Source organism: Brevibacillus sp. SAFN-007a, assembly GCF_051967035.1.
In the GTDB taxonomy this organism is placed as follows: domain Bacteria; phylum Bacillota; class Bacilli; order Brevibacillales; family Brevibacillaceae; genus Brevibacillus.
Genome location: NZ_JBQCKK010000025.1, coordinates 1 through 22,403 on the forward strand (window position 1 = coordinate 1; position 22,403 = coordinate 22,403).

21 protein-coding genes are annotated in these 22,403 nt (G+C 55.1%); 9 read left to right on the forward strand and 12 right to left on the reverse strand.

What is annotated here, in order from left to right; all coding sequences use genetic code 11:
• Positions 1-107 precede the first annotated feature (107 nt).
• A complete protein-coding gene (locus tag ACTHO6_RS18915) occupies positions 108-2,339 on the reverse strand; it encodes a heavy metal translocating P-type ATPase (RefSeq protein WP_440243223.1) in 2,232 nt (743 codons plus the stop codon).
• A 457-nt stretch (positions 2,340-2,796) separates the two neighbouring features.
• Between ACTHO6_RS18915 and ACTHO6_RS18920 the strand changes: the two genes are divergently transcribed.
• Together ACTHO6_RS18920 and ACTHO6_RS18925 are read left to right on the forward strand one after the other, a co-directional pair.
• Positions 2,797-2,961 carry a hypothetical protein gene (locus ACTHO6_RS18920; protein WP_440243224.1) on the forward strand — a complete coding sequence of 55 codons (165 nt, stop codon included), beginning with the start codon at positions 2,797-2,799 and terminating at the stop codon, positions 2,959-2,961.
• A gap of 83 nt (positions 2,962-3,044) precedes the next feature.
• A complete protein-coding gene (locus ACTHO6_RS18925) occupies positions 3,045-3,587 on the forward strand; it encodes a hypothetical protein (protein WP_440243225.1) in 543 nt (180 codons plus the stop codon).
• A 169-nt stretch (positions 3,588-3,756) separates the two neighbouring features.
• Here the strand turns inward: ACTHO6_RS18925 and ACTHO6_RS18930 are convergent, their stop codons facing one another.
• From ACTHO6_RS18930 to ACTHO6_RS18940, 3 genes are all read right to left on the reverse strand, one after another.
• A complete protein-coding gene (locus ACTHO6_RS18930) occupies positions 3,757-4,053 on the reverse strand; it encodes a hypothetical protein (RefSeq protein ID WP_440243226.1) in 297 nt (98 codons plus the stop codon).
• Positions 4,054-4,127: 74 nt separating this feature from the next.
• Positions 4,128-5,543, reverse strand: a complete 1,416-nt coding sequence (locus tag ACTHO6_RS18935; protein WP_440243227.1) for an MBL fold metallo-hydrolase — start codon at positions 5,541-5,543, stop codon at positions 4,128-4,130.
• Between the two features lie 39 nt (positions 5,544-5,582).
• The gene (locus tag ACTHO6_RS18940; RefSeq protein ID WP_440243228.1) at positions 5,583-6,791 is read right to left on the reverse strand and encodes an FAD-dependent oxidoreductase; all 1,209 of its coding nucleotides are present in this window, start codon (positions 6,789-6,791) and stop codon (positions 5,583-5,585) included.
• A gap of 240 nt (positions 6,792-7,031) precedes the next feature.
• Here ACTHO6_RS18940 and ACTHO6_RS18945 point away from each other — a divergent pair, with 240 nt between their 5' ends.
• Positions 7,032-7,397 carry an ArsR/SmtB family transcription factor gene (locus ACTHO6_RS18945; RefSeq protein ID WP_440243230.1) on the forward strand — a complete coding sequence of 122 codons (366 nt, stop codon included), beginning with the start codon at positions 7,032-7,034 and terminating at the stop codon, positions 7,395-7,397.
• A gap of 13 nt (positions 7,398-7,410) precedes the next feature.
• Here the strand turns inward: ACTHO6_RS18945 and ACTHO6_RS18950 are convergent, their stop codons facing one another.
• Positions 7,411-9,597, reverse strand: coding sequence for a heavy metal translocating P-type ATPase (locus ACTHO6_RS18950; protein WP_440243231.1), 2,187 nt, complete (start codon positions 9,595-9,597; stop codon positions 7,411-7,413).
• Between the two features lie 142 nt (positions 9,598-9,739).
• Here ACTHO6_RS18950 and ACTHO6_RS18955 point away from each other — a divergent pair, with 142 nt between their 5' ends.
• Positions 9,740-10,183 carry a FixH family protein gene (locus tag ACTHO6_RS18955; protein WP_440243232.1) on the forward strand — a complete coding sequence of 148 codons (444 nt, stop codon included), beginning with the start codon at positions 9,740-9,742 and terminating at the stop codon, positions 10,181-10,183.
• 18 nt (positions 10,184-10,201) lie between these two features.
• Here ACTHO6_RS18955 and ACTHO6_RS18960 read toward each other — a convergent pair whose 3' ends face one another.
• The 5 genes from ACTHO6_RS18960 to ACTHO6_RS18980 all read right to left on the reverse strand — a co-directional run bounded on the left by ACTHO6_RS18960 (position 10,202) and on the right by ACTHO6_RS18980 (position 14,607).
• A complete protein-coding gene (locus tag ACTHO6_RS18960) occupies positions 10,202-10,888 on the reverse strand; it encodes a sulfite exporter TauE/SafE family protein (protein WP_440243233.1) in 687 nt (228 codons plus the stop codon).
• Between the two features lie 407 nt (positions 10,889-11,295).
• On the reverse strand, positions 11,296-12,234 hold the full coding sequence (locus tag ACTHO6_RS18965) for a hypothetical protein (protein ID WP_440243234.1): 939 nt from the start codon (positions 12,232-12,234) through the stop codon (positions 11,296-11,298).
• A gap of 98 nt (positions 12,235-12,332) precedes the next feature.
• Entirely contained in the window at positions 12,333-12,719 is a 387-nt protein-coding gene (locus tag ACTHO6_RS18970; RefSeq protein ID WP_440243235.1) for a VOC family protein, read from the reverse strand.
• Between the two features lie 119 nt (positions 12,720-12,838).
• Positions 12,839-13,939 carry a threonine aldolase family protein gene (locus ACTHO6_RS18975; protein ID WP_440243236.1) on the reverse strand — a complete coding sequence of 367 codons (1,101 nt, stop codon included), beginning with the start codon at positions 13,937-13,939 and terminating at the stop codon, positions 12,839-12,841.
• Between the two features lie 110 nt (positions 13,940-14,049).
• The gene (locus ACTHO6_RS18980) at positions 14,050-14,607 is read right to left on the reverse strand and encodes a bifunctional transcriptional activator/DNA repair enzyme AdaA (protein WP_440243237.1); all 558 of its coding nucleotides are present in this window, start codon (positions 14,605-14,607) and stop codon (positions 14,050-14,052) included.
• A gap of 406 nt (positions 14,608-15,013) precedes the next feature.
• Between ACTHO6_RS18980 and ACTHO6_RS18985 the strand changes: the two genes are divergently transcribed.
• The gene (locus tag ACTHO6_RS18985; protein WP_440243238.1) at positions 15,014-16,132 is read left to right on the forward strand and encodes a deoxyribonuclease IV; all 1,119 of its coding nucleotides are present in this window, start codon (positions 15,014-15,016) and stop codon (positions 16,130-16,132) included.
• Between the two features lie 89 nt (positions 16,133-16,221).
• Here ACTHO6_RS18985 and ACTHO6_RS18990 read toward each other — a convergent pair whose 3' ends face one another.
• Positions 16,222-17,598, reverse strand: coding sequence for a PepSY-associated TM helix domain-containing protein (locus ACTHO6_RS18990; protein ID WP_440243239.1), 1,377 nt, complete (start codon positions 17,596-17,598; stop codon positions 16,222-16,224).
• 192 nt (positions 17,599-17,790) lie between these two features.
• A complete protein-coding gene (locus ACTHO6_RS18995; RefSeq protein ID WP_440243240.1) occupies positions 17,791-18,633 on the reverse strand; it encodes an aldo/keto reductase in 843 nt (280 codons plus the stop codon).
• Positions 18,634-18,897: 264 nt separating this feature from the next.
• Here ACTHO6_RS18995 and ACTHO6_RS19000 point away from each other — a divergent pair, with 264 nt between their 5' ends.
• From ACTHO6_RS19000 to ACTHO6_RS19015, 4 genes are all read left to right on the forward strand, one after another.
• Positions 18,898-19,257 (forward strand): winged helix-turn-helix transcriptional regulator, encoded by a 360-nt coding sequence (locus tag ACTHO6_RS19000; protein WP_440243241.1) that lies wholly within the window; start codon positions 18,898-18,900, stop codon positions 19,255-19,257.
• 163 nt (positions 19,258-19,420) lie between these two features.
• Positions 19,421-20,083 (forward strand): type 1 glutamine amidotransferase domain-containing protein, encoded by a 663-nt coding sequence (locus tag ACTHO6_RS19005; RefSeq protein ID WP_440243242.1) that lies wholly within the window; start codon positions 19,421-19,423, stop codon positions 20,081-20,083.
• 87 nt (positions 20,084-20,170) lie between these two features.
• Positions 20,171-21,385 (forward strand): MFS transporter, encoded by a 1,215-nt coding sequence (locus ACTHO6_RS19010; protein WP_440243243.1) that lies wholly within the window; start codon positions 20,171-20,173, stop codon positions 21,383-21,385.
• A gap of 74 nt (positions 21,386-21,459) precedes the next feature.
• Positions 21,460-22,332, forward strand: a complete 873-nt coding sequence (locus tag ACTHO6_RS19015; RefSeq protein WP_440243244.1) for a LysR family transcriptional regulator — start codon at positions 21,460-21,462, stop codon at positions 22,330-22,332.
• Positions 22,333-22,403: the final 71 nt, after the last annotated feature.

Below are 22,403 nucleotides of genomic sequence, written 5' to 3' on the forward strand. Positions count from 1 at the left end.
TTTCCCCATAAAAAATCCCTCCACAGTAGACAGTACAGACCTTTCTTTTGCCTGTCTACTATGGAGGGAGCATATCATTAGCTCTTCTCCCTTTTCTTGTTCGTCTGTCAGGGCTTCATTCTGAGCAGGCGCATGCTGTTGACGATGACCAGCAGGGCAGCGCCCGTATCGCTCAGGACCGCAAGCCACAAGGTCAGCCAGCCCGGAAAAATCAGCACGAGAGCGGCCAGCTTCACCGCGATGGAAAACCAGATGTTTTGTTTGATAATCACCAGCGCTTTTCTGCTGATGCGGACGGTGTGCGGCAGCTTTTCCAAATTGTCGGCCATCAGGACGATATCCGCGGTTTCCATCGCGGTATCCGTCCCGGCTCCGCCCATGGCGATGCCCAGATCGGCGGTGGCCAGCGCAGGTGCGTCGTTGATGCCATCCCCCACCATCGCGACGACCTTCCCTTCCTGTTGCAGCTTTTTCACGGCTTCCACCTTGTCTTCCGGCAGCAGTTCGGCAAAATAGCGATCGACGCCCGTCTGGGCCGCTACCTTTTTCGCCGTTCCCGCATTGTCGCCTGTCAACATGATGATTTCGCCGATTCCGGCCGCTTTCAGCTTGCTGATCGCACTGACGGTAATCTCGCGAATCGCGTCGGCTACGGCGATCATGCCAAGCAGCTTTTGGCTGGTGCCGATCACGATCAGCGTATGGCCTTCTGCTTGCAAGGACGCGATCTGCTCCTGCCAGAGGCTCATGTCCACGCCCAACTCTGTGAACAGGGCGGGCTTTCCGGCGTAGTAGACTTTGCCATCGACCGTCGCCTGAACGCCTTTTCCCACCAATGCCTGAAAATCCTCGCCCGCGAGCGCCGCCACCTGCTTCTCCTTGGCGTATGCCACAATCGCCTGGGCAATCGGATGGCTGGAGCGCTCCTCCAGCGTTCTGGCCATCGCCAGGAGCGTTTGCTCCGTCTCGCCGATGGCCACTACCTCGGTCACGCGCGGCTTGCCCTCTGTCAGCGTGCCTGTTTTGTCAAAGGCAATCGCTTCAATCGTTCCGGCCCGCTCCAGGAATGTCCCGCCCTTAATCAGCACGCCGTTTCGCGCTGCGTTCCCAATCGCCGAGACGATGGCAACCGGCGTCGAGATGACCAATGCGCACGGGCAGGCGACCACAAGCAGCTCCAGCGCCTTGTAAAACCATTCCCCCCATGTGCCCATGCCGAGCAACGGGGGAAACACCATCACGAGCAAAGCGAGAACCAGGACGATGGGCGTGTACATGGCGGCAAACTTGTCGACGAACGCCTGCGTGGGAGCCTTTTTCTCCTGGGCCTCCTCGACCAGATGGATGATACGCGCAATCGCCGTATCTTCGACGAGCTTTGTCACCTTGATTTCCAGAGCGCCGCTTTCATTCACGCTGCCTGCGAACACCGTGTCGCCCACCTGCTTGTCGACCGGAATCGACTCCCCTGTAATCGGGGCTTGATTCACGCTGGAATGTCCCGACAAAATATCGCCGTCGAGCGGGATTTTCTCTCCCGGCTTGACAATGATGACGTCGCCTACGCCTATCTCCTCCACGGGCATGCGGGTCAGCGTATCGCCTGTTTTCACCCACGCCTCGGGCGGGGCCAAATCCATCAGGTTGCGAATCGAATCGCGCGTTTTCTCAATCGATTTGGTCTGGAGCAAATTGCCGATGGAAAACAGCCAGACAACCGTCGCTCCCTCCAGCCACTCCCCGATCAGCGCTGCGCCAAGCGCCGCGACCGACATCAAGACATTCATGTCCAGCGACTTGCTCTTGATCGCGTAAAAAGCGCTGCGCGCCGGGCGGTAGCCGCCGCTGATTATTGCCAGGGCGTACAGAATCGTGCTGGCCCCTGGAGAAGCACTGGTCAGCCCGAGCAAAAAGCCAAGGGCGAGGAAAGCGCCAGACAGGGACGTGAGGATGGTGCCTGCCCGATCGTTCCGGGCTGCCTCGCGGGCTGTTCGCCGCTCAAGCCGCTTGGCGCTGTAGCCTGCCTTCGCGACTTCCTTGAGAACGACTTCGTCCGGCAGGCCGTCGGAGACGAGCTGCATTTTTCCTGTGGAAAAGTTGACGCTCACTTCCTTGACGGCAGGAAGCGACTGCATGTGCCGCTCCAGTGACTTCGCGCACGAGCTGCAATCCATGCCATGCACGCGATACACGATTGCCTGCCGAGACAAAACGCCCGCGCCGTCCGAAGCGATCGCGGCCGCTGGCTCCAGCACCTTGAGAATTTTCTCCGCATGGGTATGCTCCGCGCTGCCATGGTGCCCGCTGCAGCACCCGTCTTGTTTCGAATGATTTGACATAAGCTCTCACCTATTTCCCAAGCATGTATGTTTCCCGACTGCTTTCGCATCCATCCAACAAACATTCAAACAAATATTTAATTATTATAGTATCGGATACCAGTTCCTGGTTCAAGGGTAGATTTTTAAAGTTTTGCGCCTATTTGTTCCCCATGAAAAAAGGCCAACCAGAAAACGCTGGCTGACCTGACAATATAAAATGGCTCCGGGCAGATGATAAGTAGCATTTCGGTCCTTTCCACCTACATTCTCATATCTACATTCAAAGCTTGGTTTCAGGGACTATATGCCAACAAAACTTCGGTTACGTGTTGGCTGATGATTGTAGTCGCCAAAAAATTCATATTTTTTCATGTATAACAAAATACGACAACATTTTCATTCATTTTCTGATAATTTTAATATTGTGCAAGGTCCTTCCCGGACTAACACCAAATTAATATGGAGGAGAACCAAATTGAAGATCGGGATGGATCAGAACGTAAAAAGGGAATTTGACACTAGAACATGGGAAACCACCTTCGAAGCAAACTTTGCTTATGAAAAATTGGGTCCATCTGGTGGCTTTACTTTTAGACTTACGCCAACCAAGACAAAAAAGTTGGCAGATTTGGAAAGATGAGGATTTGGAGTGGTAGTTTAAAAAATTAAGAAGAGCATTCGGACAACCGAATGCTCTTTTATCATGAAAGGACGGAGCGAAAAATGAAAAGAATGTCAATGTTCCTTTTACTTGTTAGTTTGTCTCTCATGACAACCTCTTGCACCACGGCTTCACCGGAACCTTTCCATAATCAATATCAAATTACGTTAACGGATGTATTTAAACATCAACACTCACATTCAATCTATCAGTTTGAAAAAATTACCGAAGGATTATCCAACGTACAAGACAAAGAAAACCTGGCGTATATTTTAGGAATGATTGATAGTAATCTAATAGATAATCCCGTCTTCCTTCCAGTAATTATCCTAACCAATGATGAAACAAAACAAATAATAGCCGATGAACAATTGCAATCTGGAGTTTTAACATTCTATCAGTATAAAAAAGATTATCTAAAAAAATTACAAGCGTTATTGGAACAGAATGATCTTACGGAAATTCAAAATAAGCGAGAGGAACTAAAGAAACTAAGCACGCTTATGCCAAAAATAAATGATGATCGGCTTTTCGATAATGATAAGACAAAAATCGAATCCTATAAAAAAGATCTGGAACTGGTTCTCCAACAATTTCCGAAATAACGGAATCACCCTCGCTTCCGATCCACTATGATGGCCTCCAGCCATAACACAAACTGGCGATCGCTCTGCGGTATACAACCGGGAACGATCGCCAGTTTGTTGAAACAGTTCTTTCCTAGACTTTTGGAACTTTGCAAACGACACTGCGGCGGGAGCCAGTCTTTTTCCGTTACTTCGTCTGCTTCTGTGCAACGTTGACAGCCGTTTGCCAACGCTCGCCGCAATCCAGACAGACGCATTTGAGCCTTTTATTTTTTTCCAGATGCATGCGAACGGCAAACAGCACGAATGCGCCCATCAGGCCGAGAAACAGGAAAATGACAGGCGTCCCTTGCACGGATACGCCGATCCCTCCCAACACCACCAGTACCGCCGCGTAGATGGAAATATACAAAGGGCGGTTGATCGTTTCGGTAAAGTCGATTTTCTTGGAACGGCACTTTGCGCACTTCTGTTGGAAACTCATTGCTTTCTCTCCCTGTTTTCACACTCACGTCCAAAGGCATTCATGTCCATCTTACACGAAAACAGGGAGGGACACTACTGCTGGATCAAAAATCCCTGCCTTACCCATTCGTCAAAGCCGCCGAGCAGATTTTGCACATGGGAAAATCCGTTTGCCCGCAGCAAGCTCACGGCTATCGCCGATCGCCGCCCGCTTTTGCATTGAACCAGGATCGGGGCATCGCGCGGCAGCTCCTGCATGCGCGCTGGCAAGTAGCCGAGCATGATGTGCTTCGCCCCCGAGATGGCGCCTGCCTCCCATTCTTTTTGCGAACGGACATCGAGCAGGTACAGTTGTCCCGCCTGCACCTGCTCTCGCGCCTCTTTCGGCGTGATTTCCGCATAGGAGTCAAACCGCGAATCGCAGGCAAGCTCGTAGACAGCAAGGTCCATCACACCAGCGATCTGATCCAGCCCAATCGCCTGCAAATCTTTCAAGACAGCAGGAACGGACTGCTGGTCGGCGAGCAGGTACACAGGGCGTTCATCGTCCAGCAGCCAGCCCGCCCACGTAGGAAACGATTTGTCATACGGCAGGTTGATGACTCCCGGCACATGTTTTTTGGCAAACAAGCTTGGCGGGCGGGTATCCACGACAACGCCCCGCTTTGTCCACGCTTCGACTGTGCTGATGGAGGCTTCTGCCTGCACAGGAGCCATTATTTCCTGCACCAGCCGCGGCCCGACCTTGTTCCCATGCTTCATCCTCGCAAAGTAAGTCGGCGGCTCAGGCTGGCCGGCAAGCAGACTTTGCACAAACTCCTGTTCGTCGTCATGCCGCAGCGCCCAATTCGTGCGCTTCTCATACCCTACCGTCGACGATGGGACGGCCCCGATGGCTTTGCCGCATGCACTGCCTGCCCCGTGCCCTGGCCAGACTTGCAGGTAGTCGGGGAGCTTTTTGAACCGCGCAAGCGAACGAAACATCTGACGTCCCAACTGTTCGGCGGAACCGCTCACCCCAGCCGCTTTTTCCAGCAAATCCGGACGGCCGACGTCACCGACGAACACAAAGTCCCCCGTAAAAATCCCCATCGGTTCCTTCGCCGCCGAGCCGCCGTCCGTCAAAAGTAGCGCCATATGCTCCGGCGTATGCCCCGGCGTGTGAAGTACCTCGAAGGCGAGCTTGCCGATCCGGAATGTATCGCTGTCCTGCAGCAAGCGGTGCCGGTATTCGGCAGCGTATTCGTAACGCCACTGCGGCCCTCCTGCGTCTGACAAATACAGGACGGCTCCCAGTCTGGCCGCCATTTCCCGCGCCCCGGAGAGGAAATCCGCGTGAATATGGGTTTCCGTCACGCCGACAATCTTCAACCCGTTTGCTTTTGCGGCCTGCACATACGGTCCGATGTCGCGCGCCGGATCGATCACAATCGCTTCACCCGTAGCCTGGCAGCCTACCAGGTAGGAAGCCTGGGCCAATTTGTCGTCATAAAAATAGCTGAGCAGCACACCAAATGCCCCCTTCTCTCTTATCCGCTCTTGTCTGTCCTAGATCCTTCCTTTGAGCATGCCATGCCAATACATGACGGGGAGCAGCTCTTTTTTCAACCAGTACATGCTCCGCCGTTCCCGGGATTGATCGAAGGGAAACGTCTCCCGCGGAATCAGCTCGTAATCAAATTCAGCCAGAATCAATTTGCCGTAACCCGTCACGAGCGGGCAGGACGTATAGCCGTTGTATTGCCGATAGTCGGGGCTGCCACTGATTTGCGCCAGCAGGTTCTGCACAACGACCGGAGCTTGCTTGCGGATGGCCGCGCCTGTTTTCGAGGTTGGCAGATTGGTGCAATCCCCGAGTCCGAAAATGTTGGCAAAACGCGCATGCCGCAGCGTATGCTTATCCACGTCAAGCCAGCCGTCCGCAGCGGCGAGCGGGCTGTTTTTGATAAAATCAGGGGCGCTCATCGGAGGCACCACGTGAATCATATCGTAGGGCATCACCACACGCTCATGGGTCAGCAGATTTTCGAAGACCGCTTGCTTTTGTTCCGCGCGGATTTCCACCAGATTGTGCTGGAAGCAGGTGTGAATCTGTTTTCGGTCAATGACCTTCTGCAAGGCATCGGCATACTTTTTTACGCTGAAAATGCCGGGTGTACCTGAAACAAAACGAATGAGGGATTGCGCACGCACGCCTGACCGGCGAAAGGAATCGTCCGCGAGGTACATGATTTTCTGTGGCGCTCCCCCGCATTTCACAGGCGTATGGGGCTGGGTGAATATCGCTGTCCCACCCTGAAACTGACGGATGCTGTCCCACGTGCTCTGGACGTAGTCGTACGCGTAATTGCTGCATACGCCGTCTTTGCCTATGCTCTCCTGGAGTCCTTTTACCTTGTGCCAATCGATCTGGATTCCGGCTGCGACTACCAGGTAGTCGTAGTGCAGCTTATTCCCCGACGCGGTCATGACGGCATTTTCCTTTGGCAAAAAGACAGTGACGGCCTCTCTGATCCAGACCGCGCCTCTCGGGATGACCTCCGCTTCCTCGCGTTCGGTCACCTCCCTGCTGACCACTCCGGCACCCACAAGCGTCCACAATGGCTGATAGTAGTGCTTGGACGCGCCATCCACGACGGCAATCTGCCCCGCAAGCTCGCGCGATTTGCGCAGCAGCTGCGCGGCAACCGCGATGCCCGCACTCCCGCCTCCTACAATGACCACCTTGTAACGCGTCTTTTGACCCGTCTCTGGCATCCTCCTCCACCTCATCTCCTGACAATGTGCTAGAAGCGGCGCATAGCCGCTTGCCCTGCCGCGAGCAGGGTAGCAGCCGCGAGGTTCATAGGAACGATCAAGAACCCCTTATGAAAGAGCTATGACGCTCCCCCGCGGAAAATGAGCCAGATCGTTGACGTCCGGCAAAATCCCTTTTCTCTTTTGGCGCGAATGTCTATAATAAGAGGACATGGCAGTAAACAAGAGGTGATTTTTACGGTGGACGACATCTGTGAGATTCCATGTCATGACGAAGAGAAAGTCAGTCGCTTGAAGCCGTACGCTTCCGAATCGGAAGGGGTAGCCAAAATTTTCAAGGCGCTCGCCGACGATACCCGGGCAAAAATCATTCATATTTTGTCTATGGAAGACGAGCTGTGCGTCTGTGACGTGGCTGCCATTATCGGCAGCTCCATCGCCAACACCTCGCATCATTTGCGGCTTCTGCGCAACATGGGGCTGGCCAAGTATCGCAAAGAAGGCAAGCTCGTTTTTTACTCGCTGGACGATGACCATGTGCGCCATCTGATCTCAGCGGGAATCGAGCATGCCAAAGAACAGAAATCGACTGTCCGAGCTACGTAACGGCTCGGTTTTTTTATTGGTCCATGCGCTCCCTTCGCAGGCGCAAGGAATTCAGCACGACCGACAGCGAACTGAACGCCATGGCGATCCCCGCCAGCCACGGTGCCAAAAAGCCGAGCATCGTCGCCGGAATCGCAATCGCATTGTAGAAGAAGGCCCAAAACAAGTTTTGCCGGATGTTCTTCATCGCCATGTGGCTGAGCCGGATGGCGTGAACCACTCCCTTGACCTCGCCGTGCATGATGACGACATCAGCCGAATCCTTGGAAATATCCGCTCCCGTGCCCAGCGCCATGCCGACGCTCGCTGCGCTCAAGGCAGGCGCATCGTTGACCCCGTCGCCGACCATGGCGACTTTTTTCCCTTTTGCTTGCAGGCTCCGGATCAATGCGGCCTTTTCGGCAGGCAGCACGCCCGCGTACACCTGCTCGATTCCCGCCTGGCGCGCCACGCTTTTCGCCGTATAGGGATTGTCTCCCGTCATCATGATGATGTCCTTGCCCAGCTTTTTCAGTTGGGCGACCGCTTTTTTCGCATCTCGTTTCAATCGGTCCGATACCAGGACGTACCCCGCCAGCTGTCCGTCGATGGCCGCGAGCAGCACCGTTTTCCCTTCCGCTCCGTGTCTCTCCACCTGACCAAGAACAGTACCGATGTCCACGTTTTTTTGGGCGAGCAGCTTGACAGAGCCGACCACAACGGCATGTCCTTCCACCGTCGCCTCGATTCCATAGCCGGGCAGCGAGGAAAAAGACGTGGCTTCCGGGATGGACAGCCCCTGCTTTTGGGCATGGGCTACGATCGTTTCCGCCAACGGGTGCTCCGAGGTCATTTCCGCCCCGGCCACCAGCCGCCAGAACGCCGCTTCGCTCCAGCCGCGCGTTTTTATGCCAACGACCTCGTGCGCCCCCCTGGTCAGCGTTCCCGTTTTGTCGAACACGATCGTGTCGATCTTCTGCAATGCCTCCAGATCCTTGCCCTGCTTGAACAGAATGCCCATCTGCGCCGCCCTTCCGGATGCGACCAGGATCGACAAGGGAGTAGCCAGTCCGAGCGCGCACGGGCACGCGATGATGAGAACGGCAATCGCTTTTTCCAGCGCGCCGCCGAAGTCTTGCGGCGCGAAAACGTAGTACCAGGCGGAAAAAGTAAGGGCGGCAACCGTCATGATAATGGGCACGAATACCTCCGTTATTTCATCTGCCACTCGCTGGATCGGAGCCTTCGACAGCTGTGCCTCCTCCACGGTGCGGATCACCTGCGTCAGCGCCGTATCCTCACCGACCTTTGTTGCCTTTGCCTTGAGCCAGCCGCTCCGGTTCAGCGTAGCCCCGATGACGGGATGCCCGGCCCATTTTTCCACAGGCAGACTCTCTCCGGTGAACATCGACTGATCGACGCTCGCATGCCCTTCCAGCACGATCCCGTCCGTCGGTACCCGCTCACCTGGCTTGACGAGAAAAATATCGCCTACGACAAGCTGCTCTACGGGAACCGCACATACCTCTTCGCCACGCACGACATGCGCCATCGCGGGCTGAAGCTCGTGCAGCTGACCGATGAGATTCTTCGTTCGGTCCTTCGCCATCGCTTCCAAATACTTGCCCAACAAAAGAAAGGTAAAAATCACCGCGCAAGACTCGTAGTACAGAGTCAGTCCGTGATTCGCCTGTCCGATTGTCGTAAACGTCAAGAAATGACTGTACAAAAAAGCGGCCGAGGTACTCAGCACGACGAGTACGTCCATATTGGCCGAACGGTTTTTCAAGGCGTTCCATGCCCCGATGTAAAACGATTGCCCGATAAACAGCTGAATCGGCAGGGTCAGCGCGAACTGGAACAAAGGCTCTTGAAACAACGGCGGCACCCACAAAAACGACGTCACGGAAAAATGCGCCGCCATCGCCCACACCAACGGAATCGTCAAGACGGCAGAGAAAAGAAAGCGCCTGAGCAGCGCGCTTTTTTCCCCGGACAGTTCTTCCTGCCTCAGGCTCGCGGAAAAGCCGAGCTGTTCCATTTTCGCCATGATCTCCTGATCGCTCGTTTGCGAAGGGTCATAGGTTACCCGCGCCTTGTTCGTCGCCAGATTGACGCGTACCTCCTGCACACCCCGGACCTTTCGCAGCCGCTTCTCAATCCGGTTGGCACACGCCGCACACGTCATGCCTGTAACCTGATACGTTTGGTGGATGGTCATGACACAACTCCCCTTCAGCTCCCGAACATGTCCTCATGTCCACCTTATGCACCAGGGCTAGTCCGTAGAAGGGCAAGTATGAATCACAGCGGCCGTGAATACGATAGGGAAGCCTGCAACTCAGGGAAAGGGGGGAACATGAATGATGCGAAATTCCGTCGCCCTCGCGCTGTCGTGCCTGCTGTTTCCTCTATTCACGCTCATGGGCTGCGCCTCGAAGGACCATGCCGGACACGCCCGTCCCGCTGCCCAGCAGCAAGCAAACACGCCGATGCTGGAGGAGCTGTCGATTCCTTTGCAAGTAGCGCTCGATCCGTCTCCGGCCAAACATGTGCAAGAAAACACGCTGCGCATCACCGCTACGGCCGAGCATGCAGCCAAGCTGGAACCTGCTTCCGTATTCGTCTCTCTGACCATGCCCAACATGGATCACGGGGCGATCGTCTTCGAAGCCGTGAAGGAAAAGGAAGGCGCGTACGTCGCCCAGATCGTGCCGACCATGCCAGGCGATTGGCTGGCTACGATTACCTTCGAGCTAGACGGCCAAACCATGAGCGCCGCGTATCCTTTTCGTGTCGAACCGTGAGCCACTGTTTCGCTTGCTCTACCACAGCCACGGATTGACGGTAGGAATCCAGCCGTTGATCGCCAGGCCACGCAAAACCGACAAGAGTCCGATACATAACGCGAGCGCATTGCCGACGAACAGCACCTTGGAACGGAGTGTTTTGCTCAGGACGAAGGAAAACAGGCCGATGGCCACGAGCGCGGGCAAAGTGCCCAGACCAAACACCCCCAAGGTCGCCATTCCGTGCGCCATGCTCCCGGTCGCGGCTGCTTTCATATGCATGGTGTACGTCAGCCCGCACGGTAAAAAGCCGAGCAAAAGCCCGCTGACCAGCACGGGCGCGATTCCTTGCCGCGACTTGAGCAGGTGCAAAAGCTTTTGCGCGGCGGGGAGCTGGAGCGGGCTGTATTTGTCCAAGGGCAGCGCCACCTTTTTGACGACCCAGAGGATGATGAACAGCCCTCCGGCGATATTGGCGATGCCCTGCAAGCCGACGACCACCCCTGCCGCATTCACAAACGACCCGGCAAATCCCATAAACGCGCCGACTGCCATATACGTCACAATCCGGCCCGCATTGTACGCCAAAATCGTTTGCAGCAGAGATGCTTTGGATTGAAGCGTCATCGCCGACATGATTCCGCCGCACATCCCCAGACAGTGGGGCGCGCTGAACAAGCCTGCAAGAAAGACGAGCCAGTAATCGTAGAGTCCGGTATTCATCCTGCAGCCCCTCTTTGGAAAGTGATCTGCTGCGCTTCTTCTCGCCATCCCGCGCACGCGCACGATGGAAATGGGAAGACAGTCTTCTTTCCTAACGTAATGGCTGCCCTCTGGCTTTATGACTTTCATGCAAACGAAAATGTCTGGGTGTATTCCGGTTTACACAACCGTTTAAAATGCCAGAAAACGTGAGAATACAGCACTCTCGCGGCGACAGACACTTGCGTGGCGAGCAGGTTGGAAGAGCGGGCGCACTTTCCCCGTCCTTTCCCGGCAAAAGCGCCCGTCTATTCTCCGGGCTGCTGCCTGACCGTTCCTCCTGCCCGGCCCAGACACCAAAAAGCCTGATCGCCTCCCGTTTGATCGGGGACTATCAGGCCTTTTTCTTCCCTGTGCATGATGCTGCTTCACGCCTTTTCAATGATGGCAAGCGATTTTTGCCGAAGCTCGGCTCTCTCGGCTTCCACCGCCTTCAGCTCTCGCTGGAGGTCGTTCAACAGGCTTTCCACCTTCGTCCGCTTTTCCTTCGCCTGGCGCAGCGACGTCGAGATGCGATCCTGGACGATCCAGTCCGTGATGATAGTATCGAAGAAAAAGTCGGCAAAGGTCAGCATTTCGCCAATCTCGATCCGGATGTGGCTCTGGCGCTGCACGTCTTGCAGCTCCCGTTCGAATCGCCGCAAGCTTTTTTGCGCCTGATGGATCGACTCGCGGGCTTCGTTGATCCGGTTGTGCTTCATCGCGGTGGAGATCATCCCGCCGCCGAGCATATCCCACGTCCCCCAGGAACTGGCGGAATCCAGCTCGTCGATCGCTTTGCGGAGCTGTAGAATCGCTTCTTTTCCGGCGTTGACCGCCTCCTGCAGCTCTTTTTCGTGCGCTCCAAGCTCCGCTTCCCGCTCGCTATGTACGCGAAGCTGCATCGCCAGCTCCGGCCGCTGCTTGCGAATCAGCCGCTCCTTCTCGACCAGCAGAGCAGCGAGCTTCCCTTCCAGATCAGCCATCTGCTGCAGCCTGCCCTCTACCTCGGCAAGCTCCTCTTCCAGCTCTTTTACGGTATCGGCTGTTTCCTCGTACTTCATTTTCGCTTGCAAAAGCTCTTCCGTTTCTTTGGACAGCTTCTCTTCTTTTTTGCCAATCAGGCTGTAAAAAAACGCGCCAAAGGAGATGCCCAGCAGTTTATCCACATCCTGCTGTTCCTTCTGTAGCTGCCTCCGCAACCCGTCGCGCTTGGCGACTGCCTCTTTGTATTGCTCCCGCAAAAGCTTTCGATGGTGCTCCGCATGCAGCTTTTGACGCAGCTGCGCTTTTACCTGTGCAATTCGATCATTCCATTCCTGAAACACGGCTACCCCTCCCGCTCACACTTCTTTTCTTTTCGTATACGGGAGAAGCGTACAAATGTTTCATTTTCTGGAAAACAGACGTTAACGTCCTGCCTGGCTCATGCCATTTGATAAAGCTGAATCAAATTGCCGCACGTATCATTCAATACGGCCAAGGTCACATCCCCGGCTTTGGTCGGAGCCTTCGTAAAGACGACGCCGAGCTGGGTCAACCGTTCGTACTCTCTGTGAATGTCGCTCACTTCAAATGCCGTCGCGGGGATGTTTTGCTCAAAAATGGCTTGTTGATAGGCCAAAGCCGCAGGATTGCTGTTTGGCTCCAAAACGAGCTGTACGCCATCCGGGTCTTCCGGGGACACCACGGTCAGCCATTTGACCCCGCCCATCGGGATATCCATTTTGGTCACGAACCCGAGAACATCCGTATAAAATCGCTGCGCCTTGTCCTGATCGTCTACAAAAATACTCGCCAAGCGAATTCGCATGGTCATCCTCCTGTTTTGTTTCCAGTCTATTCTGCTAGTGTTCCCCACTCCAGCCGCTTGCCTACCTGTCATCGTATACGACTGCCAAAAAATCCTCGCCTGCTCATGAACGCTCCCTGCTACGCCTGCAAAGCCTCTCTCACCTTCTGATCGAGCACCTGAAAGACGTTTTGCAGCCTTTCCTTCGGGATCGTCGCATAGCGGTCGCCAATGCTGACCTCATAGTAGCTGGAAGCCTCATCTACCTCCCGAACATAAGGCGAGAGCCCTACTCCCGTCTCCTCGCACACGGCGAGCAGGATCGACTCCAATCGCTCCTTGGGCAAGCTGATGTGAACGTGAAACATGTTGGATACCGGCACAGTCGGCCGCGTGGAAATGCCGTGGCACTGGTTGTACCATCCGGCAAGCTCCCTGGCCTGCTCGTAATACTCGGCGAACTTGTCCTTTCTCGCCTCGAAGCAGACGTCAGCCGGAATGATGTACGGATACAGGCTGATTAAATCGCCGCCATGCCGTCTTTTCCAAACAATCGCTTCCTTCGTGAAAGCGGCGTCCCCTGCCAAAATCGCTCCGGCAATGCCGCCGATCCCTTTGTAGACGGAAATGTAAACACTGTCGAACAAGTCGCAGACCTCAGCGGCTGTTTTCTGGTAGTACGGCAACGTTTCCAAAAGCCTCGCCCCATCCATGTGCAGGCGAATGCCTTTTTCCCGACAGTAGTGAGCGATCGCTTCCAGCTCTTCATACGGCGGCAACTGTCCGCCGATCTCGCGCTGCGGCAGTTCCAATAGCAGGCAGGCGACCTCTTCGTTCATGCCCAGGACGTCTGCAAGCGAGATCACCCGGTCTTTGTCGGCAAGCAGCACAGGCTCGATCTGATGCAGCTTCCGCAGCCCGTCCTCCTCGTGAATCTCCAGATGGCAGAGCGGGTGGTAGGCCACTTTGCGGATTCCTTTCGCGTCACACCAGATGCGCATGGCGATTTGCTGGGCCATCGTGCCGCTCGGGAAAAACACGGCCGATTCTTTGCCCAAATATTTCGCCATCTTGTTTTGGAAGTTTTCGATGACTTCTCCCGATCCATACGCATCCGCAGCCAGATCGCCGTCCACCTCTTGAAACATGCGCTGCAATTGGCGGATGTCCCTTTTGCTGTGCCCTGCGACTTGATAGGTCGTTTGATTGAAAGCGTGCAGCAGCGTTTTTTGATCGCCCATGTTGGCAGGTCCCCTTTTTCTTCCTACTGAGTAGACTGCGAACAGCCTGATCGTGCCAGCACGATCTTCTCTTTCCAAGATATCACATCTTGATCGCAGCCTGCCGCTGATTATGGGTTCCCGTGCAGTTGGCGGTATTCGCCCGGCGTATGACCCGTTGTTTTTTTGAACAGCGTGATAAAATACGGTGTATTCGACATGCCTGCCTCCGCAGCAATCGCGGCGATCGGCTTGTCTGACTCCACCAGCAGCTGCTTGGCTTTGTCGATCCGTTTTTGCTGCATGTATTCGACAGGGGTCATTCCTTTAATCCGCTTGAATGTCCGCTGCAAATGATAGGGACTGCCGTGGCACATGTCCGCCAGACGGGCCAGCGTCAGCTTTTCGCTGTAGTGAGCATCGATATAGTCGGTTATTTGCGCGACCCACTCCTGATCGGGCAAACGCTGTCCGGTAGGTTTGCACCTTTTGCACGGGCGAAACTCTTCGCGAATCGCCTCGCTCGCCTGCTGAAAAATCCGGACATTTCCCCATCTCGGCGGCTTCGACTTGCACGATGGTCGGCAAAAAATTCCGGTCGTTTTCACCGCGTAAAAAAACTGGCCATCATAGGTCGCATCGTTGGTGATGATCGCTTGCCATCGCTCTTCTGTAACGTCAAGCTCCATGTCGCCCACCTCCACCGTCAGTATACCCTTCGGCGGCTTCATCCGTACGACTATCCTGCTAAAAAAGCAAGATCACAAAATGACTGCCCCGCTTTTTCGTTACCTGGCAAAGAGAGTCGCCCCATGACCAACCGTGGTCTACTCGCAGAGGCTTGCGTCGATACTAAAAAGGAAATCATCGTTGGCTCCACCCTTGAACCCATGGCAAAGCAAACCCGGCAAGACCTGATGCGCTGCGATGACCGTTGAAAAGCGCGAGTAATGGTGTGGCGCGGCAAAACTCATCATTGAAGGGAAACTGTCGAAAGAGCTATGATGGGACGGAGGAGATGATCCGCACTGGAAATGATACGCCACCTGAATGTATGGCGTTTTTTCGTTACTACCCAAAGGAGGTTCCACCTGCATGCTGAAAATTGGCTCACACGTCTCATTCTCCGGCAAAGGACTGCTCAATGCCGCCGAAGAAGCCGCTTCCTACGGCTCCAGCACGTTCATGATTTATACGGGCGCACCGCAAAACACGCGGCGCAAACCGATTGAGGACCAATACATCGCGGAAGGCAAGGCAGTCATGGCCAAGCATGGCGTCGAAGAGATAGTCGTCCATGCTCCCTACATCATCAACCTGGGTTCCTACAAGGAGGACACCTTCGAGCTGGCCGTCCGCTTCCTACAGGAAGAAATTCGCCGGACAGACTATATCGGCGTCAAAAACATCGTGCTCCACCCAGGCGCCTATACGGACAAGGATGCGGAGTACGGGATTGCGCGAATTGCAGAGGGCTTGAACGAAGTGCTAGCCGGCGTCAAAGACACCGACGTGAAAATCGCGTTGGAAACGATGGCGGGCAAAGGAACAGAGATCGGGCGCAGCTTCGAGGAGTTGGCCGCGATCATCGACAAAGTGGAAGACAACAGCAGGCTCGCCGTCTGCCTGGACACCTGCCACGTTCACGACGCCGGCTATGATATCGTCAACGATTTTGACGGCGTTCTGGACCAGTTTGACCGGATTATCGGCCTGGATCGCCTCACCGTTGTCCACTTAAACGACAGCAAAAACTTCCGCGGAGCCGGAAAAGACCGCCACGCGCCCATCGGAGCCGGACTGATCGGCTTTGACGCCATGAGCTACATCGTGAATCACGAGAAAATCCGTCACCTGCCGCTCGTGCTGGAAACGCCGTGGATCGGGAAAGAAAAGGGCAAGGAACGCCCGATGTACGAAGCGGAGATCGCGCTCTTGCGCGGCGAAGTGGAAAAACGGTTCGGCGACGAGTTCATGGACCATGTGGAGCGCCTGGACTACTTTTTCCGCAAACAGGATGTAACCCGGCGCGATTACGTCGTCGGCACCTGGGAGCTGTTGAAAAACGACGCAAAAGCCAAAAAAGCGGACAGTCGCGAGCCGATGGAGCGTCTGTACGACATGGCAGTGGAAGCACGACTGTTCCCGGAGCTGTCCGAAGAGCAACTCAATCATCGCATCACCGCCTGGTTCGCTATTCCGTCATTCTCCTAAATTCTCTTCGAAATAGCAGAAAGCCCGGCCTGTCTTCCCAAAAGACAGCCGGGCTTTCTCTCTTTCTGATTCGAACGTATTCCCCCGAACTATGCGCTCAAAAATCGTTTGACGGCAGATATGCGCCTGATAACGAGCCAATCCAGAAGCAGAACGGCCAGCAGAGACAGACCGACCAACGGGAAAAAAAGTCCGAACGCGACGACGATCAGCGCAACGCCCTTCATCAGCTTGAAGTTTTTCGGCAAGGCGGGCGCCCCCAGTTTTCCCGGCGGCTTCCGCTTCCACCACATGATAAGTCCTGTGACGGAAATGCCTGCCAGACCGAGACAAGTCAACGCCGCCAGCAGTTGATTCGGCCAGCCGAACAGCCGGCCTTCATGCAAGGCGATGCCGATTTCGATTGCTTTTGCCATCGTCCCGTAATCGGCAAAACGCAGATCGGCAAGAACGTTGCCGCTGTACTGGTCGATATGCAGCGTCGCATTGTCCACAGGAGACTGGGGGAACACCGACACCGTATAGACGCCCCTTTCCCCTTCTGGCAGGTTGATCGTATAGCCAGCGGGGACTTTTCGCTCGGTGGCAATCTGGATTACCTGCTCCAGCGGCAACGTTTTGTAGCCGCTTTTTTGCTCCGACTCCGGCACTGGCATGTTTTCGGCAGCCCACGACACTTCTGCCACGGCCTTGGTCGGAATGACCGACTCCGGCACACTCCCCCACAACTGGTCCGGGTAGCCGGATTGAGCCGAAGTGGCTGCTTTGTTGACGTAGTCGCCCCAGACGCCGGACCAGGGCAAGCCTGTCAGGATGAGCACCGCTGTGAACAGCGATAGCCAGAACGCGGGAACGGCATGCAAATCCCGCCAAAACAACCGCTTCCCTTGCGTCAGTCTGGGAAGCAACGTCCCGTATACCGAACGGGTATTTCGCGGCCACCACAGATAGACACCCGTGACGAGCAAAATCATGCCCCAGCAGGCGGACAGCTCGATAATCCGGTCGCCTGCGGTGCCTGCCATCAGCTCGCCGTGCAGCTTTTTCATCACCTGCATCAGCCTGTCGCTGTCCGCAAGCTCCCCGACGATCCGGCCATCAAACGGATTGACGAACACGGTTTTGCTCACGTTGTTGTAGACAATACCGACCTCGGCCGTGCGCGTCGGCTCATCGGCTGGACGGTAGTGTGTAATCGCTGCCGTCGGATAGGCTCGCTTCACCGCCTCTACCTGTTGCGTGGGCGAGACAGCATTTTGACCGACGGGTACGTAATAGTAGTCTTTGTACAGCCACGGTTCGATCTGCGGCTTGAACAAATAAATGCCGCCCGTAATCGCAAGCAAAATCAGAAAAGGAGCAAACAGGATGCCAGCGTAAAAGTGCCATCGCCACACGGCCTGATACAGTTGCCTTTCTTTTTGCGGTTCCTCCGCCTCGTGCCGAAGCGGTTGTGCCATTGCCATATACTCGGTTCCCCCTCGTGGTTTTGTTCACGCTGCCAAGTATAGGACAACAGCCAGGGTCTCCGCATGACTCGATCTAGCTATACCTGGCCCGATTTTGTGGCGGAAGAGTGACAACTTGTGGCCAGGACTTGCCGCCAAAAGGAAAAGGGAGATAGAACCGGGTTCTACCTCCCTTTTTCCGACCTGGCATTAAAAATCAAAGTTGTCCGGGTCCGGGCCGACGCGATGATTTTCATTCAAACCATCGATCTGCTCCATCTCTTCTTTTGTCAGCTCAAAATCAAACACCGACGCATTTTCCACGATGCGATGTTCTTTCGTCGATTTCGGAATGGTTACGACACCATGCTGCAAATCCCAACGCAAAATGATTTGGGCAATGGACTTTTGATGCTTGTCGGCAATCCCTTTCAGGACGGGATGGTCCAGCAGTTGCCCTTGCATGAGCGGCGACCATGCTTCGAACTGGATGCCCTGCTCTTTGCAGTATGCGCGCAGCTTCGTTTGGGACAGGCGCGGATGGAATTCCACCTGGTTGACCATCGGCTTGATTTCCGCGTCCTTGAGCAGCTCTTCCAGATGGTGAATGTGGAAGTTGCTCACCCCGATCGCTCTGACCCGTCCAGCCTTGTACAGTGTCTCCAGCGCTCTCCACGCCTCTTTGAACTTTCCTTCCACCGGCCAGTGGATCAGGTACAGATCCAGGTATTCCAGCCCGAGCTTTTTCAGGCTCGTCTCATAGGCGGCCAGCGTCGATTCGTAGCCAAGGTCGGCATTCCACACCTTCGAGGTGACAAACAGATCTTCTCTGGCCAGTCCAGCCGCGTCCAATCCGGCGCGAATCCCGCGTCCGACCCCTTCCTCGTTTTCGTAGATCGCCGCTGTGTCAATGCTGCGATACCCGTGCCTGATCGCGAACTGCACGGCATTTTCCAGCTCCGGCCCTTCTTCTACTTTAAACACGCCCAGTCCCAGCCAAGGCATTTTTACTCCGTTGTACAGCGTCGTGGTATCTTGCAGATGGCTTGCCATGGTTCCTCTCCTCCATCCTTCTCTTTATCAAATGGCTTTTTCACCCATGAGGTTGCTCTTGTTATCTTCGCCAAAGCCATGTACATCAAAGCCAGTTCCTTTCTTCAAGGAGCTTTCGTTGCCCGAACCGCGCGCGGCGACAACTTATGTACCAATGGGTTTGACAAATGTTATTATGAGAGAAGATAGCCAAAAGGAGAAGTACGTACTTTTTTGTGCGATAGGTACTAAAAAGTTCCTATACAAGCAGGAGGGAATGGACCGTTGAAGAAAAAGTACAACATTGCAGTCGAAGCTACGCTGGAAGTCATTGGCGGCAAATGGAAGTGCGTCATTCTCTGTCATCTGACGCACGGAAAAAAACGCACCAGCGAATTGAAGCGCCTCATGCCGGGCATCACGCAAAAAATGCTGACGCAGCAGTTGCGCGAGCTGGAGCAAGACGGCATCATCAACCGGATCACGTACAATCAAATCCCGCCCAAAGTCGAATACGAGCTGAGCGAGTACGGCTGGAGTCTGAAAAGCATCCTCGACGCGCTATGCGCCTGGGGCGAGCAGCATATTATCCGCGAGTACGGGGACAAATATGCGGTATTGGAGGACAGCATTCTCAATCAATAGCACGGCGACGCCACCTCTTTTGCAACCAGAAGAGGTGGCGTCTTTTGCTTTGATCTATAAATTTATTTATGGATATCGCACAAAAACATAATTTGTTTTATCGAAAAAAAGGGCGTAGAATGACGACTGTCACCACAATCCACATTCACAGGAGGCACTATAGATGGCAAAACAAATCTTGATGGTCGTTACCAATCATACCGACATGCACGAAAGCAAGCAGACAGGCATCTGGCTGTCCGAATTTGCGGAAGCGTACCTCGCCTTCCAGCGCAGCGGCTACGACGTCACAGTAGCAAGCCCGCTGGGCGGAGCTGGCCCGATTGATCCGGGCAGCGTGGACGAGAACACCCCGCAGGAATTTCTCGATGCGGCCAAGGTGCTGGCCGACACGAAAAAGCTGGAGGACGTAACGGCTGACAGCTTCGCTGCGATCTTCCTGCCGGGCGGACACGGCACGATGTTCGACCTGCCGACAAACGCCAAGCTCCAGCAACTGCTGCGCGACTTTTACGAAGCGGGCAAAATCGTCGCAGCCGTTTGCCACGGTCCAGCTGGACTCGTAGGGGCAACATTGTCGAACGGGCAGCCGCTTGTCGCAGGCAAGCGCGTCAATGCTTTTACCGACAGCGAGGAAGCGGCGACAGGACTGGGAGCCTACTTGCCGTTCCTGCTGGAGAGCAAGCTTCGCGAGCTTGGCGCCCTTTTTGTGGCCGCGCCAGACTGGAGCTCGCACGTCGAAGTGGACGGCCACCTGATTACCGGACAAAATCCGCAATCGACCCTGGCCGTCACCGAAGCCGTCTTGAACAAATTGAGCGAATAATAAACGGGAGGCTGGTAAACAAACCATATCAGCCTCCTCTCCTGTATCTTTTCACATGTACATGGGCAAAAAGGAGGAATCATCATCATGAACATCGACCACACTGCCCGTCATTCCGACCTGTCGACCTCTTCGCGCAAAGGCTCCGCGCTCGCCTTGTATGCGTTGACACTCGGGGCTTTTGCCATCGGCATGACGGAGTTCATCATCATGGGCTTGCTCCCGGAGGTGGCAACCGACCTGCACGTCTCGATTCCGCTGGCCGGGTTGCTGATTACAGGGTATGCCCTGGGCGTTGCCGCAGGCGCTCCCGTCATCACTATCGCGACGCACAAAATGCCGCGCAAAGCACTCTTGCTGTTTTTAATGATTCTGTTTATCGCCGGAAATGCACTGGCTGCGCTTGCGCCAAACTATACCGTTTTGATGCTGGCGCGCATTTTGGCCGCCCTGACGCACGGCTCGTTCTTCGGCGTAGGCTCTGTCATTGCCGCCGAGCTGGTTCCGAAAGAAAAACGCGCTGGTGCGATCGCCATCATGTTTACCGGACTGACGCTGGCAAACATTTTGGGCGTACCGATCGGAACGTTCCTGGGGCAAGCATACAGCTGGCGTTCGACGTTTTGGGCAATCACGGCAATCGGCATTATTGCGCTGATCGGAATCATTCTGCTCGTCCCGAAAGTCGCAAGCGCCACGTCCAGTCTGCGTCAGGAGCTGGGTGTGCTGAAGCGTCCAGCGGTGCATATTGCGCTGTTGATGACCGTATTCGGGTTCGGGGGCGTCTTTACCGCGTTCACCTATATTGCCCCGATCCTCGTAGACATCACCGGCTTTGCTCCTAGCTCGGTTTCTTATATTCTGGTCTTGTTTGGAGTGGGCATCACGATTGGGAACATTTACGGAGGAAAGCTGGCAGACCGCAAGCTGTTTCCTTCCTTGCTGGGCATCCTCGTTTTGCTGACAGTGGTTCTTGCTCTGTTCAGCCTGACGGCTTTGAGCAAGCCGCTCACCCTGTTAACGGTATTCGTTCTGGGAATCGCCGCATTTGGCACCGTCCCCGGTTTGCAGCTTCACATGCTGAATACGGCCAAGGAAGCCCCTACGCTGGCCTCCACCCTGAACATCGCGGCCTTCAATCTGGGCAATGCGCTGGGGGCGTACATCGGCGGCGTCGTGATCGATCTCGGATTCGCCGGAGGGCTTCCTGCCGTTCCGTGGGTCGCTTCGCTCACAACCTTGATCGGCATTTTGTTTACGCTCTGGGGAGCCAGACAGCAAAAGCAGGCAGCCCACTCCTGACGGGACAAACACTTCGCCCGAACGCAGGACGTGAACAGAAACACGTCACAGGAAAGAAATGAGGTGCAACTGTCATGGTAGACTTTGAATGGTATCGCAGCTTCATCAGCATCTACAAGCATGGGTCCGTGTCCGAAGCTGCCCGGACACGGATGATGACCCAGCCTGCGATGAGCCAGCATCTGGCTTCGCTGGAAGCCGAGGTAGGCGAGCCTTTGTTTACGCGAGCACCGCGCAAAATGATTCCCACAGAGCGGGGCAAAGCCCTGTACACCCAAGTGGTCCCGCTCATTGAGGCGTTGGAAGAAACCACGCAAAACTTGAAAGCGAACACTGCCTCTTCCCTGCCCGTCATCCGGATTGGGGCGAACCATGAGTTTTTTCGGGAAAAGCTGGCCCCGCACATCGGCAGCTATTCGCTTCGCGTCATCGCTTATTTGGGCGTCGCGTCCAAATTGCTCGACCTGCTGCTGGAGGAAAAAGCAGACCTCATCGTCATGCCGCAAAAGCTGGCTGTACCCGGCGTAGAATACATCCCCTACATGCAGGAGGAATTTGTCCTGGTCGGGTCACCGGATTACAACGAGCCGGCCTTTGCGGAACGTGACGACTTTGAGGCGTGGCTGTGTTCCCAGCCCTGGATCAGCTATGATCTGGACTTGCCGATCATCCGCCGCTTTTGGCGGGAGCATTTTCAAAAACGTCCGCAGACGCAGCCGACGCATGTCGTCCCCGATCTGCACAGCGTGTTGGCCTCCATCGAGCACGGCGCGGGCATCAGCCTGTTGCCTACGTTCATGTTGAATGCCCACCTGTCGAGCCAAAAAGTAAAAATCATGTACCCGTCCTGCACCGTTACAAACGACCTGTATTTGGCCTACCAAATGAAAAACCGGAGCCTGCCCCACCTGAAAACGTTGATCGAAACGCTGAAGAGGACGGTGTGATGGCCCGGTTTGCCGGAAGCGGAAGCAAGAAATGGCTGTTATCCATCCAAGGATAGCAGCCATTTTTCTGC

Bases quoted from the DNA above. Each gene is read 5' to 3' on its own strand.
- ACTHO6_RS18915 (WP_440243223.1), bottom strand. From the start codon at position 2,339: ATGTCAAATCATTCGAAACAAGACGGGTGCTGCAGCGGGCACCATGGC.
- ACTHO6_RS18925 (WP_440243225.1), top strand. From the start codon at position 3,045: ATGAAAAGAATGTCAATGTTCCTTTTACTTGTTAGTTTGTCTCTCATG.
- ACTHO6_RS18930 (WP_440243226.1), bottom strand. From the start codon at position 4,053: ATGAGTTTCCAACAGAAGTGCGCAAAGTGCCGTTCCAAGAAAATCGAC.
- ACTHO6_RS18940 (WP_440243228.1), bottom strand. From the start codon at position 6,791: ATGCCAGAGACGGGTCAAAAGACGCGTTACAAGGTGGTCATTGTAGGA.
- ACTHO6_RS18950 (WP_440243231.1), bottom strand. From the start codon at position 9,597: ATGACCATCCACCAAACGTATCAGGTTACAGGCATGACGTGTGCGGCG.
- ACTHO6_RS18955 (WP_440243232.1), top strand. From the start codon at position 9,740: ATGATGCGAAATTCCGTCGCCCTCGCGCTGTCGTGCCTGCTGTTTCCT.
- ACTHO6_RS18960 (WP_440243233.1), bottom strand. From the start codon at position 10,888: ATGAATACCGGACTCTACGATTACTGGCTCGTCTTTCTTGCAGGCTTG.
- ACTHO6_RS18970 (WP_440243235.1), bottom strand. From the start codon at position 12,719: ATGCGAATTCGCTTGGCGAGTATTTTTGTAGACGATCAGGACAAGGCG.
- ACTHO6_RS18975 (WP_440243236.1), bottom strand. From the start codon at position 13,939: ATGGGCGATCAAAAAACGCTGCTGCACGCTTTCAATCAAACGACCTAT.
- ACTHO6_RS18980 (WP_440243237.1), bottom strand. From the start codon at position 14,607: ATGGAGCTTGACGTTACAGAAGAGCGATGGCAAGCGATCATCACCAAC.
- ACTHO6_RS18985 (WP_440243238.1), top strand. From the start codon at position 15,014: ATGCTGAAAATTGGCTCACACGTCTCATTCTCCGGCAAAGGACTGCTC.
- ACTHO6_RS18990 (WP_440243239.1), bottom strand. From the start codon at position 17,598: ATGGCAATGGCACAACCGCTTCGGCACGAGGCGGAGGAACCGCAAAAA.
- ACTHO6_RS18995 (WP_440243240.1), bottom strand. From the start codon at position 18,633: ATGGCAAGCCATCTGCAAGATACCACGACGCTGTACAACGGAGTAAAA.
- ACTHO6_RS19005 (WP_440243242.1), top strand. From the start codon at position 19,421: ATGGCAAAACAAATCTTGATGGTCGTTACCAATCATACCGACATGCAC.
- ACTHO6_RS19010 (WP_440243243.1), top strand. From the start codon at position 20,171: ATGAACATCGACCACACTGCCCGTCATTCCGACCTGTCGACCTCTTCG.
- ACTHO6_RS19015 (WP_440243244.1), top strand. From the start codon at position 21,460: ATGGTAGACTTTGAATGGTATCGCAGCTTCATCAGCATCTACAAGCAT.